This is a genomic window from Spirillospora sp. CA-142024, assembly GCF_050942325.1.
Classification (GTDB): domain Bacteria; phylum Actinomycetota; class Actinomycetes; order Streptosporangiales; family Streptosporangiaceae; genus Spirillospora.
The window spans coordinates 7501248-7513862 of sequence record NZ_CP192077.1 but is presented as its reverse complement, the minus strand read 5'-3'; the positions used below and the strand labels follow the sequence as shown (position 1 = coordinate 7513862).

The window sequence follows — 12615 nt, the reverse complement described above, 5'->3', positions numbered from 1 at the left end:
CCATGGTGCCAGTTCGGGGGCTCCGGGACCCGGCGGCGGCGCGAGTCCGGTGCGGCTCAGTACCAGTTGTGGGCCTGCCACCAGTCCCACGCGCCGCACGGGTCCTTGTAGCGGGCCTTGATGTAGCCGAGGCCCCAGGCGATCTGGGTGGGGGAACTCGTGCGCCAGTCGGCCCCGGCGCTCGCCAGCTTGGAGCCGGGCAGTGCCTGCGGGATGCCGTAGGCGCCGCTGCCCGGGTTCTCGGCCCGCTCGTTCCAGCCGCTCTCGTGGTTCCACAGCGTCAGCAGGGACGGCCAGCAGCGGTCCCATCCCTTGAGCGCGTTCATCTTCTTGCCGTACGCCTTGTTCTGCCCGGCGCTCGGGTTCAGCTTGGCGAGCCGCTCCTTCTCCTGCTCCGCCTTCAGCTTCGCCCGCGCCGCCGCGTCCCGCTTGGCCTTCTCCTTGAGCCGCTTCAGCTCGCGCTGGTGCTCCTCGTAGGCCCGCTTCTTGGCGTTCGCGATGACGTCGGCCGCCACCTTGTCCATGTCGGACGCCGAGGTCAGCTTGGTGAGCATGTCGTTGGTGGACAGGCCGGCGGAGGCGGCCTTCGGCGGCTTGGTCCCGCCGTCCACGAAGCTGCCGAGGTCGACCACCGTCAGCGCCGCGCCCAGCACCCCGATCGCCGCGACGGTGATGGTGACGTTGCTGGTGAGCGCCCGCCGCACCCGCCGCTTCCCGCGCGGGGAGCGGCCGGGGCCCTCCGCCGGTTCGCGGGGGTCGTCCGGCCCGTACGGGCCGGACCCGTACGGATCCGGGCCGCCGTGCGCCTCGGGCGCCGTCCTCGGTGGCGGCACCCGTCCGGAGCGGGTGTTCTGCCTGGTGGCGCCGCGTTTCGAGGAGCGACGACCCCGCGCGCCCCCCGAAGCGCCGTCGGCCTTTTCAGTGGGACGTCTGCGAGTGCCGTGACTCTGTGGCATAGGAGAAGACTGCCTTATCGCCCGGGTGTCGTGTCGTCGAAGAGCAGATACGTGGACCGTAGGGTACGCGGTTCACCCATCGCCGCGGGACCGTCTCCGTCCCGCACCCGGGTTCAGCAGTTCCACATCGCCGGCGGCGAGGCGCGCCGGCTGCAGCGCCTCGAAGAGGTCGCGGTGCATCCCGCCGAACACCGCCAGGGCGCCGCCCGGCGACTCCAGCGCCAGGCTCACCTCGTTGGCCCGCTCGCGTCCCGCGGCCGTGATCTCGACGAGAGTGGCGCGCCGGTCGCGGGGGTGCCGGGCGCGGCTGACGAGCCCGGCCGCCTCCAGCTGGTCCACGGTGAGCTTCACCGTCGTCGGGTGCATCATCAGGATCCGGCCGAGCGTGCTCAGCCGCGCCCGCCCGTGGACGGTCAGCGCGAGGGTGGTCAGCAGGAAGTACCCCGTCCGGGTCAGGTCCAGCCGCTTCAACTCGATGTCCAGGGCCTTCTTGAGCAGCTGGTTGAGCCGCCCGACCGAGCAGATCGCCAGGAACGGCCAGGGATCGCCGTGCAGCCCCTGGCCCTCCCACCGGTCCCGCACGCCCATGACCAGCGGGTCCACGCCGTCGTCCATGTCCTCGTCTACGCTTCGTCGCGCCTTCGTCTGCACCGGCTGATCGTAGCTTCGGACAAAACCAGATGTAAGTACTCGCTTCTTAGACCTTCTTCCAATAGAGTGCCTCAAATCACAGGCGGTGCCCGTGTGCTCTGTAGGGTGCGCGGAGCCGGATGTGGTAGCCGGTCTCGGCCGAGACCGCGGTGGCGCGCAAGGAGCACGACAAGGGCGCCGCCGTGGCACGACGGGATCCGGAGTTTCGGATGGGCGCCGACGTCCGAGCACTAAGGAGGCTGGAGTGAACCTTCACCAACCCCCTTTGGGGGAGGTCACCGGCTGATGGCCCTGAGCCTGACGAAGGCCCCGGACCTGGCACGCAGACGCGTCGAGCGGGCGCTCGACGAGACCGGACTGCTGTGCGTGACCCTTCTCGAAGGGCTGCGCCGCACCTGGGACCTGCGCCAGTGGTGGGGCGAGTTCATCGAGCAGTGCTGGTTCCTCGCGCGGGTGACCAGCGTGCCGGTCATGCTCATCGCGGTGCCGCTCGGCGCGACCATCTCCCTCCAGGTGGGCGACATCGCCCGGCAGCTCGGCGCGCAGTCGGGGACCGGCGCGCTGCTGACCGCGGCGATGATCCAGCAGGTGGCGCCGCTGGCGGCCGCGCTGCTGGTCTCCGGTGTCGGCGGCTCGGCCATCACCGCGGACATGGGGGCCCGCAACATCCGCGACGAACTCGCGGCGATGGAGGTCATGGGCATCAACCCGATCCACCGCCTGGTCACCCCCAGGCTGTGGGCGGCGAGCATGGTGTCCGGGCTGCTGTGCTCGGTGGTGATCCTGGCGGGCGTCATCGGCGGCTACTACTTCAACGTCATCCAGCAGGGCGTCAGCCCCGGCGCGTTCTTCGACGGCGCGACCGCCCTGCTGCAGTTCTCGGACCTGGTGATCACCCTGTTCAAGGCGTGGGTGTTCGGGTTCATCGCCGCCGCGGTCGCCTGCTACATGGGCATGAACTGCGACTTCGGGCCGGTCGGCGTCGGCCGCGCGGTCAACCGGGCGGTGGTGGTCACCTCGATCGTGGTGTTCGCGACGAACTACATCCTCACCATGATCTACCAGGTCCTCTTCCCCCCGAGGTTCTGATGGTCGCCATTTCCCCCGTCCGCAAGCTGGGCCGTGCCGTGAAGGGCCGGACCGCGGGCCTCGCCGCGTCGGCCGACCTGCCGGTGTTCCTCGGCCGGGTCCTCTACCACCTCTTCGTCGACATCATCCTGCGGCGCAAGTACGGCAAGACGCTCGCCAAGCAGGTCAGCGACATCACCGTCGGCGTCGGCGCGCTGGTCATCGGCGGCGGCATGATCTTCGTCATCGCGACGATGTCGCTCGCCACCGGCGCGATGGTCGGCCTGCAGGGCTACCCAGGGCTGGAGCGCATCGGCGCGGAGGCGTTCACCGGGCTGGTCGCGAGCTACTCCAACGTCCGCGAGGTCACCCCGATCATCGCGGGCGTCGCGCTGGTGGCACAGGTCGGCACCGGGTTCACCGCGGAGATCGGCGCGATGCGGATCTCCGAGGAGATCGACGCGCTGGAGGTCATGGGCATCAACTCGCTGGCCTACCTGGTGTGCACCCGGGTCGCGGCCGGCGTGATCGCACTGGTGCCGCTGTACCTGGTGTCGCTGTTCATGGCGTTCTTCGCCACCAGGTTCATCACGATCCAGTACTTCGGGCTTTCGCCCGGCATCTACGACTACTACTTTCACCTCTACCTGCCGCCGATCGACGTGTTCTACAGCGTCATCAAGGTCGCGGTGTTCGCGTTCATCATCATGTTCATCCACTGCTACCGCGGCTACTACGCGGCGGGCGGACCGGTCGGCGTCGGCGTGGCCGCGGGCCGCGCGATCCGGGAGTCGACCATCCTGATGATCCTCATGAACCTGGTCCTGTCGTACATCTTCTGGGGCCACGGCAGCACAGTGAAGTTGACCGGATGAGCGACGAGACGCTCTCCAGCCGCTCCCGGACGCTCTTCGGGCTGGCCGGCGCGGCCGTGATCGCCGCCGCCGCGGCGTTCGTCGCGATCGGCTCGACGCCGTCCCACGCGGGCTCCACCTACTTCGACGCGACGTTCGGACGGGCCGGGCAGGGGCTGGACCCGGGCAAGTCGGAGGTGAAGATCCGCGGCATCGCGGTCGGCGACGTCGACCGCATCAGGCTCGACGACAGCGGCCGGGTCACCGTCCGGTTCCGGATCGACAAGGGAGTGAAGATCGCCGACACGGCCGCCGCGACGGTCGAGCCGGTCTCGGTGTTCGGCCCGAAGGACCTCGCCCTCGACCTCGGCTCGCACGAGCTGACCGGCCCCTACCTGAAGGACGGCGGGAAGATCGCGAAGACGCACGACCCGCAGGAGCTGTCCGACACGGCGTGGCCCACCTACCGGCTCACCAAGGCGATCGACCCCGACGACGTGGCGACGATCCTGCGCACGTTCGGCTCCGGCCTCTCCGGCCAGGGGCCCGCGCTCCGCCGGACGATCGACAACGGCGCGATCGTCGTGGACGCGACCTACCGGGACCGGGCGGCGATCCAGTCGCTGCTGAACGACATCAACGGCCTGTCGGGAACGTTCGCCTCCCGCGGCGACACCATCACCCGGTTCGCCGGCGACTTCAACCGGCTCGCGCAGGTGATCAACGAGCGTCCCGACAAGGTCACCCAGCTGCTGGACGAGTCCAGCCGGCTCGGCGAGACGGTCGGCACCAACCTGCAGCAGCACGGCCGCAACCTTGGCAAGATCATCGACACGGGCGGCGACGTCGTGCACGTGCTGAACGGCCAGCGCCGCAACATCCCGGTGCTGCTGGACAGCCTGAACGGCTTCTTCGGCCTGCTGTCGCAGATCATCCGCGTCCCGGGGCCGTCGGGCACCCTGATCGCCCAGGCCCGCGACGACCTCCCGCTGGACATCTGCCAGATCTTCATCGACATCTGCCCGTCCACGCCGCAGGCCACGGCGTTCGACCTGCAACTCCCCGGCAGGACGGGCGGGCAGCGCAAACAGGGCGGCGCGGCGACGGGAACGCGGCCGTGAGCCCGCGGATGCGCGGCAAGGCCGCGCGCGGGCCCGAGTACTCCACGATCGTCAAGTTCCTGGTGTTCGTGGCGCTGACCGGGATGCTCACGTTCTACATCGGCCAGCAGATCCTCGGCACCAGCTTCAGCGACCGCTACAAGCTGACCGCCACCTTCGACGACGTCACCGGCCTGCTGGAGGGCGACGCCGTGAAGGTCGCCGGGACGCCCGTCGGCCAGGTCAAGAGCATCAAGGTGGTGCGAGGCAAGGCCGTGGTCGGCATGGCGGTCGACAAGGACGTCCGGCTCCCGTCCGACTCCACCGCCGCGATCCGCTGGCGCAACGTGATGGGGCAGCGGGTCGTCTACCTGGAGCCGGGAACGAGCCAGGGCAGGCTCGGCGACGGCGACCGCGTCCCGCACACGAGGTCGGTCGTGGACCTCGGCGACATCGTCAACAGCCTCGGCCCGCTGACCCGCAACCTGGACCCGAACCAGCTCAACAAGATCCTCTTCGCGTTCTCCCAGGCGCTGGACGGCAACGAGCAGAACATCTCGGTGCTGACCGACAACCTGGACATGCTGCTCCAGACGTTCGCGGCCCGGAAGAACACGATCAAGGGGATGATCGACGACTACGAGACGGTGAGCGACGCGATCGCCACCCGGGACCGGCAGATCGCCGCCAGCATCGACAACCTCGAATCGCTCACCAAGGTGTTCGCGGGCAACCGCAGACTGCTGGAGAACGCGGTCGTGGAGATCTCCGGCGTCACCACCAACCTCAACCAGGTGCTCGGCGGCAACGACGCGCAGCTCGCCCGCATCATCGACAACCTCGGCAGGTTCAGCGAGACGTTCCGGCTGAACGTCGACCAGCTGGAGAAGATGGTGCGGCAGCTCCCGCTGACGCTCCGGCAGCTGTTCGCGTCCGCGAACGGCGGCCACTACCTGCGCACCGACGCGCTCTGCCTGAACATCGTGCAGGGCCCGTGCCCGTTCCCGATGTCGCTGCCGAAGTCCCCCGGCGCCGGCGCCCCCAGCAAGGACGACCTCACCAAGCTGAAGAAGATGCTGCTGGGGGGTGGCGGCTGATGGCGCTGAAGTCCCTGCGGGACGTCAACCACAAGATCGTCGCGATCGTCACCCTGACCGCGCTCGCCGCCGGCTGCGTGTTCGCGTTCGCCATCGGCCAGCTGCACCTGCTCGACCGCGGCTACACGATGAGCGGCGAGTTCAGCGACGCCGCCGGGCTCAAGAAGGGCCAGGACGTGCGGGTCGCGGGCGTGAAGTCGGGCCGGATCACCGGGGTCGAGCCGGACTTCCGGCACGGCAGGATCATCGTCACCTGGCACGTGAACGCCGGGATCGACCTCGGCCCGAAGACCCGCGCCGAGATCCAGACGACGACGCTGCTCGGCGGCCGGTACCTGCGGCTGTCCGGCCCGGTCTCCAAGCCCTACCTTGCGGACGTGCCGGAGTCCCGGCGGCGGATCCCGCTGTCGCGCACCAGCGTCCCGTTCACCGTCCCGGACGCCCTGGAGGGCGCGCAGAACATCGTCGGCAAGCTCGACCAGAAGAGCATCGACAAGCTGCTCACCGAGGTCAACAAGATCAAGTCTCCCGGCGCGGCGAAGCTGCACCGGATCCTGGTCAACATCCAGGACCTGTCCCGGATGCTGAACGACTCCTACCCGGAGATCCAGCGGCTGATCGAGAACAGCAAGACGATCACCGGCACGCTGGCCGGCAAGGACGAGGAGCTCCGCCAGATCATCAACGCCAGCCAGGTGCTGCTGCAGTCGCTCGTCCGGCGCCGCAACGAGCTCGCCGCGACGATCGGGCAGGGCAACCGCACCGTCCGGACGCTGTCCAACGTGATCTCCAAGAACCAGAAGGAGCTCGACACGCTCCTGGACAACCTGCACCTGCTCACGACACGGCTCGCGCCCAACATGGACGCGCTGAACACCGACTTCTCGCTGCTCGGCCCGACGTTCCAGCAGGTCGCCAACCTGAAGGGCAACGGCGCCTGGATCGAGGGCCTGCTCACCGGGCTCGGCCCGCTGCAGCCCCCCGGCCCGATCTCCACGCGGCGGCCGCAGGGAGGCAACTGATGAGCAGAGGGAAAGGAATCGCCGTCGCGCTCGTCCTCGCACTGACGGCGTCGCTCGGCGGCTGCTCGCTCGCCCCGTCCGCGAGCGGCGACCGCACCATGGTCGTCTACGTCCCGAAGGCCCGCTCCTTCTACGAGAAGTCGAAGGTCAAGGTCATGGGCGCCGACGTGGGCCTGGTCGACAAGGTCGAGAACCAGGGCGACCGGGTCAAGGTGACGTTCCACCTGCGCCGGGACGTCCCGCTGCCGAAGGGCGTGCAGGCGTCGATCGTCCCGCTGAACCTGATCGGCGAGCGCAACCTCGTCCTGCATCCGGCGTGGAAGCCGGGCGAGGTCAAGGAGACCTCGGACGTCATCCCGATCGAGCGCACCCACGTGCCCGTCGAGGTGGACGACGCGCTCAGCTCGTTCACCAACCTCGCGAACGCGCTCGACCCGACCAAGATGCAGAACGCGCTCGGCACCGCCGCCGACACCGTCCGGGGCAACGGCAAGGAGTTCAACGCCACCCTGGAACAGAGCGCCCGGCTCGTCGAGAACGTCGCCGGCCAGGACAAGGAACTGATCGAGGTCGCGCAGAACCTCAGCCGGCTCGCCGGCGTCGTGCGCGGACGCGAGCAGGTCCTCGGCACGGTGATCCGCGACTTCGGCACCGCCAGCCAGGTGCTCAGCTCCGAGCGCGGCGAGCTGCAGCAGCTGATCGGCGGCATCCTGGAGCTGTCCAAGAACGGCGACAAGCTCCTGCAGAAGTACAAGGGGAAGCTGCCGTACGACCTGGCCGTCCTCACCCGGACGGCGCTCGTCCTCAAGGGCAACGCCAAGGAGCTGGCGCAGCTGATCCGCGTGCTGCCCGGCATCAGCGACGCGCTCATCGGCGGCTTCAACCCGAAGAACAAGTCGCTGCAGATCCGGTTCGCCTCGGACGCGTTCCTGCGCACCTGGCTCAAGGGCCTGATGAACAGCGACGAGGTCGGCTGCCCGCTGCCCGCGCCCAACTCCAACTGTCCCTGGCAGAACGGAGGCAACTGATGAGCAGGAAGGTGCTGATGCTCATCGTCGCCATGGCGCTCGCGGTCTCGGGCTGCTCCTACAAGACGGCGGGCGCGCCCAAGGGCGACCTGAAGCTCACCGCCACGTTCGACGACGCGCAGGGCCTCGTCGCCGGCCACAGCGTGAAGATGTCCGACATCACGATCGGCACCGTCACGAAGGTCGAGCTCGCCGGCTACAAGGCGAAGGCGACGCTGTCCATCAAGGACGGCATCAAGATCCCGAAGGGGACGCGGGCCGAGATCAAGGTGACGTCGCTGCTCGGCGAGAACTACGTGGACCTGCAGATGCCGCCGGGCGCGAGCATGGACCGCGGCCCGTTCTACGCCACCGGCGCCGCGATCACCGACACCAGCGTCCAGCCCGCGTTCGAGCAGGTCGTCGGGCAGGCCGGCCCGCTCATCCAGGCGCTCGCCGGGGACGACGTCGCCACGGTCGTCAACGCCGGGGCCACCGCCCTGGACGGCGAGGGGCAGAAGCTCAACAAGACGATCGCGCAGGCCGGCGAGCTGCTCAGGATGTTCGCCGAGCAGCGCCGCGAGCTGGGCGAGTCCGTCGACCGGTTCGCGAAGCTCGGCCGGTCGCTCGCCAACGGCAGCGATGCGCTGGGCCGGCTTCCGGGGCAGCTCGAACGCACCACCCGGCTGCTGAACCAGGACAAATACAAGATCATCAAGACGGTCGACCGGCTCACCATGATGGCCCGCGAGCTGAACGACAAGGTGCTGGAGGGGCGCATCCTGCGGTTCCGCACGCTGCTGCGCGACCTCGACCCCGTCCTGCAGCAGCTCGGCGGCAACCGCAAGCGGCTCACCGACCTGGTGAACGGGCTGGTCACCTTCACCGACAAGCTCCCGCGGGCCAGCTACGACGGCCAGCTGCTGCTCTACCCGATCGTCCGCCTCGTCTGGCCGGACGGGACGCCGATCTTCCCGGGTCTCAGCGAGAACCCGAAGAAGAAGCAGCAGAAATCCGCCCGGTCGCCCGAGATCCCGAAGCAGCTCCAAGGCGCGCTGCCGGACCTCGACAAGATCCTGGAGCCGCGCGGATGAACAGGCGACTGACGATCAACCTGGCGGCCTTCGGCGTGCTCGCCGCGGTCATGGTCCTGTGGGCGTTCAACAACGTCATCCGGTTCGACTTCATCGACCGGCCGTACCACATCACCGCGGAGTTCGAGTCCTCGCCCGGACTGCACCCGAACTTCGAGGTCGACTATCTCGGCCTGCGGGTCGGCAAGATCGACTCGGTGCGGCTGGAGAAGGACCGCGTCGTCGTCAAGCTGGACATGGACCGCGGCGTCAAGATCCCGCAGGGGGTCACCGCGGCCGCGGCCCGCAAGTCCGCGGTCGGTGAGCCGGTGGTCGAGCTGACCCCGGGCGCCGGCAGGGCGGACGCCCCGCCGATGAAGCCCGGCACCGTCATCCCGGTCTCGCAGACCAAGGTCCCGCCCAAGTACGGCGACCTGTTCGGCGCGGTCATCGACACCCTCAAGGCGATCAACCCCGACGACGCCAAGGTGCTCACCCACGAGCTGGCCGAGGGCTGGGCCGGACGCGAGGACTCGCTCCGGCAGATCATCAACGGCAGCGACGACCTGACCCAGACGTTCGCGCAGAACACCGAACTCCTCGACGGCCTGACCAAGGACCTCGGCCGCATCACCCACGTGCTGAACCAGAACCGCGGGTCGCTCGGCGCCGGCGTCGACAACCTCGCAGCGCTCACCGCGGCGCTCAGCCAGGTCCGCGGGCAGATCGCGGAGCTGCGCGACCGCGGCCCCGACCTGCTGAACACGGTCAACGGCCTGCTGGACAAGACCGCCCCCGACTTCGGCTGCGCAGTGGACATGCTCGGCAACCTGGGCGTGTCGACCTACGACCCGAACTACCTGTACGACCTGAACCGGACGCTCGCGCTGGCGCCGCGCCTGAAGGTCGTCCTGGACAACGTGATCGGGACCGACCAGGGCAAGCCCGTCCTGAACGTGGTCTTCCAGGTCACGACGAAGAAGCTCGCGGCGCTGGAGTACAGGTACCCGCTCGCGCAGCCGCAGGTGAACAAGGTCCCGACCTGCCCCGGCGGGCGGACCCCGGCGGTGACCAAGCAGAAGACCTACAAGGCCAAGAACCCGGGCGAGACGATCCCGACCCACGATCCCGCGCTCGACCGGCGGAACGTGCAGGCGAAGAACGCCGCGAACAACAGCGGCTCTTCTGGCGGGCCTCCGGTTTGGCTAGTGTACGTTCCCCCGGTCATCGCCCTGCTGGTGCTGATCAGGGTCATGATGGGCTCGGTGCCCGTGGTGTCCCGCCTGACCCGACGACGTCGGGGCAAGGACTGACCCCAATCCCGAGGAGTGCCCGAAGTGACAGCCAAGACCACCAGGGACGAGGTCGACGAGGTCGAGGCGGTCCCGGCCGAGGAGGAGGCGGCGGCCGAGGAGACCGAGGCCGCGGAACGGCCGGCGAAGCCGAGGCGCAAGCGCCGGGTGCGGGTCATCGAGGTCATCGACGACGAGGACCTCGACGAGGTCCTGGAGGCGCTCGACGCCGAGGACGAGGAGGACGAGGAGGAGCCCCCGGCGCGTCCGGCCAAGGCCGCGAAGCCGGCGGCCAAGCCGGCCACCGCGAAGGCGAAGCCGCGTCCCACCCGGCTCGAACCTCCGGAGGAGGAGGCCGAGGAGGAGGAGCCGAAGAAGGCCCCGACCCGCGCCAAGGTCGCCGTGCAGGCGGACGGGCAGGCGGGGCTCTTCGGCCTCAGCGTGGTGCAGACGGTCGTGATCGTCGTCCTGGTCGCCCTGCTGGCGAGCCTGGCCATATGGAAGTGGACGAGCGCGAGCTCCCTGACGTCCAAGCAGGACGAGAGGGCGGCCGTGGGCAAGGTCGCCTCCGCCTATGGCGACGTCGCGCTCAACTACAACGCGCAGAACTACCAGACGCAGATGGACAAGGCGCAGAAGCTCATGGGCGGCGACCTCCTGGACAGCTTCAAGAACACCACGCTGCCCAGCCTCGGCGAGACGTTCAAGAGCAACCCCGAGCTGTCGCTGACGTCCAAGACGAACCAGGTGTTCGTGGGCAGCGTGGACGGCAGGTTCGCCACCGCCGTCGTCATGGTCGACATCGACGTCAGGACGAAGGACGGCGCGACCTCGGCCCCCGCGACGTTGCTCCGGCTGGCCCTCGCCAAGATCGACGGCAAGTGGAAGGTCACCAAGCAGTACGCGTCGGGGACCAACGACCAGAACCAGAACCAGCAGCAGAGCCAGCTCCCGACCGTGCCGAGCGGCGGCACGTCCAAGTCGCCGAAGGCGGAGACGAGCGGGAAGCCGAAGAACTGACCCGCCCTAACGGGAGTAGTGCTCGACGACGAGCTGCTCGTCGCAGATGACGGGGATCTCGCTTCGCTCGGGGAGGCGGGCGAGCCGGGCCGCGAGGGCGTCGTGCCGGACGTCGAGGTAGGGCGGGACGTTCTCGGCGTGCCCGCCGGCGGCGGCGACCTGGAAGGGGACCATCGAGCGGCTCCGCTCGGCGACCGTGATCACGTCGCCGGGACGCAGCCGGTACGACGGCCGGTCCACCCGGCGGCCGTTCACCAGGACGTGCCGGTGGACGACGAACTGCCGGGCCTGGTAGATCGTCCGGGCGAAGCCGGCGCGCAGGACGAGCGCGTCCAGCCGGCGTTCGAGGTCGACGAGCAGGGCCTCGCCGGTCTTGCCGCCCGTCCTGGCGGCCTTGGCGAAGGCGTTGCGGAGCTGCGCCTCGCGGATGTTGTACTGCGCGCGGAGCCGCTGCTTCTCGCGGAGCCGGATCTTGTAGTCGGTCTCCTGCTTGCGGGCCCGGCCGTGCATGCCGGGCGGGTAGGGGCGGGCCTCGAAGTACTTCACGCTCTTCGGCGTCAGCGGTATCCCGAGCGCCCGCGAAAGCCGCACTTTGGGACGGGGGTTGTTCATCGCTCTCCTTGGTGGTTAGGTATGCCTAAGTTAGGCAAGCCTAACCTACTAAATCAAGGAGGCATGGTGCCGAGAGCGGAGACCACGCAGAGTACGCAGACCGTGGAGGGCCCGACGGCGGCGGAACGGGCGCGGACCCTCGCCTACGGCATCGCGGACGGCGTGCTCGTCGCCCCGGGCGTCCCCTATGCGCCCGTCCCGGCGCACACGACCGACCGCGACGGCAGGCCCTTGCTGCTCGTCCGGGCGGACGCGCCGGTCGTGGCGGCGCTGGCCGGTGAGGACGACGTGCCCGCCACACTGCGGATCTCCGACGTCGCGCCGGTGCCGCTGCCGGACCGCGTCCGGGGACGGGCCTGGCTGCACGGCTGGCTGAGCGAGATACCGGACGGGGAACTGCGCGCCGCCGCGCTCCGGCTCTCGCACGCGCACCCGCGCCCGGAACTGCTCGACCTCGGCGCCGAGCGGGACGGCGAACGCGAGTGGACGGTCCTCGCGCTCGAAATCGCGCAGGTCGAGGTCGACGACGCATGGGGGAGCGCCACCCTCGAACCCGAGGAGTACGCCGCCGCCGCGCCCGACCCGTTCGTCGCCGTCGAGGCGGGCATCCTCACGCATCTGGATGCGTCCCACCGGGGCGAGCTGCCGCGGCTGCTGCCCGAGTCCGTTCCGAGCGGGCCGGTCCGGCCGCTCGCGCTCGACCGGTACGGAATGTGGCTGCGCTGCTCCGCACCGTCGGCGGACGGGCCCGCGTCGTTCGACGTGCGGCTCGGTTTCGCCGAGCCTGTCAGTGATCTCCACGGTCTCCGGTGCGTGTACCGGCGGCTGTTCGCCCGGGCCACCCCGTAGTACGTACGCCTGCG

The 12615-nt window shown here is 69.4% G+C and carries 13 protein-coding genes; 10 read left to right on the top strand and 3 right to left on the bottom strand.

Annotated features, from left to right (window positions below):
• Positions 1-56 precede the first annotated feature (56 nt).
• Complete coding sequence (locus ACQPZP_RS35455) at positions 57-833, bottom strand: lytic transglycosylase domain-containing protein (protein ID WP_433474047.1); 777 nt, start codon at positions 831-833, stop codon at positions 57-59.
• Positions 834-1028: 195 nt separating this feature from the next.
• Positions 1029-1607 (bottom strand): MarR family winged helix-turn-helix transcriptional regulator, encoded by a 579-nt coding sequence (locus tag ACQPZP_RS35450; protein ID WP_433474046.1) that lies wholly within the window; start codon positions 1605-1607, stop codon positions 1029-1031.
• 285 nt (positions 1608-1892) lie between these two features.
• Between ACQPZP_RS35450 and ACQPZP_RS35445 the strand changes: the two genes are divergently transcribed.
• Genes ACQPZP_RS35445 through ACQPZP_RS35405 form a run of 9 tightly spaced genes read left to right on the top strand, consistent with a single transcriptional unit; the run spans position 1893 to position 11140 of the window.
• Positions 1893-2696 carry an MlaE family ABC transporter permease gene (locus ACQPZP_RS35445; RefSeq protein WP_433463758.1) on the top strand — a complete coding sequence of 268 codons (804 nt, stop codon included), beginning with the start codon at positions 1893-1895 and terminating at the stop codon, positions 2694-2696.
• Entirely contained in the window at positions 2696-3550 is an 855-nt protein-coding gene (locus ACQPZP_RS35440) for an ABC transporter permease (protein ID WP_433463757.1), read from the top strand. The genes ACQPZP_RS35445 and ACQPZP_RS35440 overlap by 1 nt, the downstream gene beginning before the upstream one ends.
• The gene (locus tag ACQPZP_RS35435) at positions 3547-4650 is read left to right on the top strand and encodes an MlaD family protein (protein WP_433474045.1); all 1104 of its coding nucleotides are present in this window, start codon (positions 3547-3549) and stop codon (positions 4648-4650) included. Before ACQPZP_RS35440 ends, ACQPZP_RS35435 begins: the two co-directional genes overlap by 4 nt.
• On the top strand, positions 4647-5726 hold the full coding sequence (locus ACQPZP_RS35430; RefSeq protein ID WP_433474044.1) for an MCE family protein: 1080 nt from the start codon (positions 4647-4649) through the stop codon (positions 5724-5726). The genes ACQPZP_RS35435 and ACQPZP_RS35430 overlap by 4 nt, the downstream gene beginning before the upstream one ends.
• Positions 5726-6748 carry an MCE family protein gene (locus ACQPZP_RS35425; protein WP_433463754.1) on the top strand — a complete coding sequence of 341 codons (1023 nt, stop codon included), beginning with the start codon at positions 5726-5728 and terminating at the stop codon, positions 6746-6748. Before ACQPZP_RS35430 ends, ACQPZP_RS35425 begins: the two co-directional genes overlap by 1 nt.
• Positions 6748-7776 (top strand): MCE family protein, encoded by a 1029-nt coding sequence (locus tag ACQPZP_RS35420; RefSeq protein WP_433474043.1) that lies wholly within the window; start codon positions 6748-6750, stop codon positions 7774-7776. The genes ACQPZP_RS35425 and ACQPZP_RS35420 overlap by 1 nt, the downstream gene beginning before the upstream one ends.
• On the top strand, positions 7776-8849 hold the full coding sequence (locus ACQPZP_RS35415) for an MCE family protein (RefSeq protein ID WP_433474042.1): 1074 nt from the start codon (positions 7776-7778) through the stop codon (positions 8847-8849). The genes ACQPZP_RS35420 and ACQPZP_RS35415 overlap by 1 nt, the downstream gene beginning before the upstream one ends.
• On the top strand, positions 8846-10141 hold the full coding sequence (locus ACQPZP_RS35410) for an MCE family protein (RefSeq protein ID WP_433474041.1): 1296 nt from the start codon (positions 8846-8848) through the stop codon (positions 10139-10141). The genes ACQPZP_RS35415 and ACQPZP_RS35410 overlap by 4 nt, the downstream gene beginning before the upstream one ends.
• A 24-nt stretch (positions 10142-10165) precedes the next feature.
• Positions 10166-11140, top strand: coding sequence for a hypothetical protein (locus ACQPZP_RS35405; RefSeq protein ID WP_433474040.1), 975 nt, complete (start codon positions 10166-10168; stop codon positions 11138-11140).
• Between the two features lie 6 nt (positions 11141-11146).
• Here the strand turns inward: ACQPZP_RS35405 and rpsD are convergent, their stop codons facing one another.
• Positions 11147-11752, bottom strand: a complete 606-nt coding sequence (rpsD, locus tag ACQPZP_RS35400; RefSeq protein WP_433474039.1) for a 30S ribosomal protein S4 — start codon at positions 11750-11752, stop codon at positions 11147-11149.
• A gap of 63 nt (positions 11753-11815) precedes the next feature.
• Between rpsD and ACQPZP_RS35395 the strand changes: the two genes are divergently transcribed.
• Positions 11816-12601 carry a DUF2470 domain-containing protein gene (locus ACQPZP_RS35395; protein ID WP_433474038.1) on the top strand — a complete coding sequence of 262 codons (786 nt, stop codon included), beginning with the start codon at positions 11816-11818 and terminating at the stop codon, positions 12599-12601.
• Positions 12602-12615: the final 14 nt, after the last annotated feature.

What these genes read in the sequence shown, in the direction of transcription:
- ACQPZP_RS35445 (WP_433463758.1), top strand. Translation starts at nt 1,893, where the DNA reads ATGGCCCTGAGCCTGACGAAGGCCCCGGACCTGGCACGCAGACGCGTC.
- ACQPZP_RS35440 (WP_433463757.1), top strand. Translation starts at nt 2,696, where the DNA reads ATGGTCGCCATTTCCCCCGTCCGCAAGCTGGGCCGTGCCGTGAAGGGC.
- ACQPZP_RS35435 (WP_433474045.1), top strand. Translation starts at nt 3,547, where the DNA reads ATGAGCGACGAGACGCTCTCCAGCCGCTCCCGGACGCTCTTCGGGCTG.
- ACQPZP_RS35425 (WP_433463754.1), top strand. Translation starts at nt 5,726, where the DNA reads ATGGCGCTGAAGTCCCTGCGGGACGTCAACCACAAGATCGTCGCGATC.
- ACQPZP_RS35420 (WP_433474043.1), top strand. Translation starts at nt 6,748, where the DNA reads ATGAGCAGAGGGAAAGGAATCGCCGTCGCGCTCGTCCTCGCACTGACG.
- ACQPZP_RS35415 (WP_433474042.1), top strand. Translation starts at nt 7,776, where the DNA reads ATGAGCAGGAAGGTGCTGATGCTCATCGTCGCCATGGCGCTCGCGGTC.
- ACQPZP_RS35410 (WP_433474041.1), top strand. Translation starts at nt 8,846, where the DNA reads ATGAACAGGCGACTGACGATCAACCTGGCGGCCTTCGGCGTGCTCGCC.
- rpsD (WP_433474039.1), bottom strand. Translation starts at nt 11,752, where the DNA reads ATGAACAACCCCCGTCCCAAAGTGCGGCTTTCGCGGGCGCTCGGGATA.
- ACQPZP_RS35395 (WP_433474038.1), top strand. Translation starts at nt 11,816, where the DNA reads ATGGTGCCGAGAGCGGAGACCACGCAGAGTACGCAGACCGTGGAGGGC.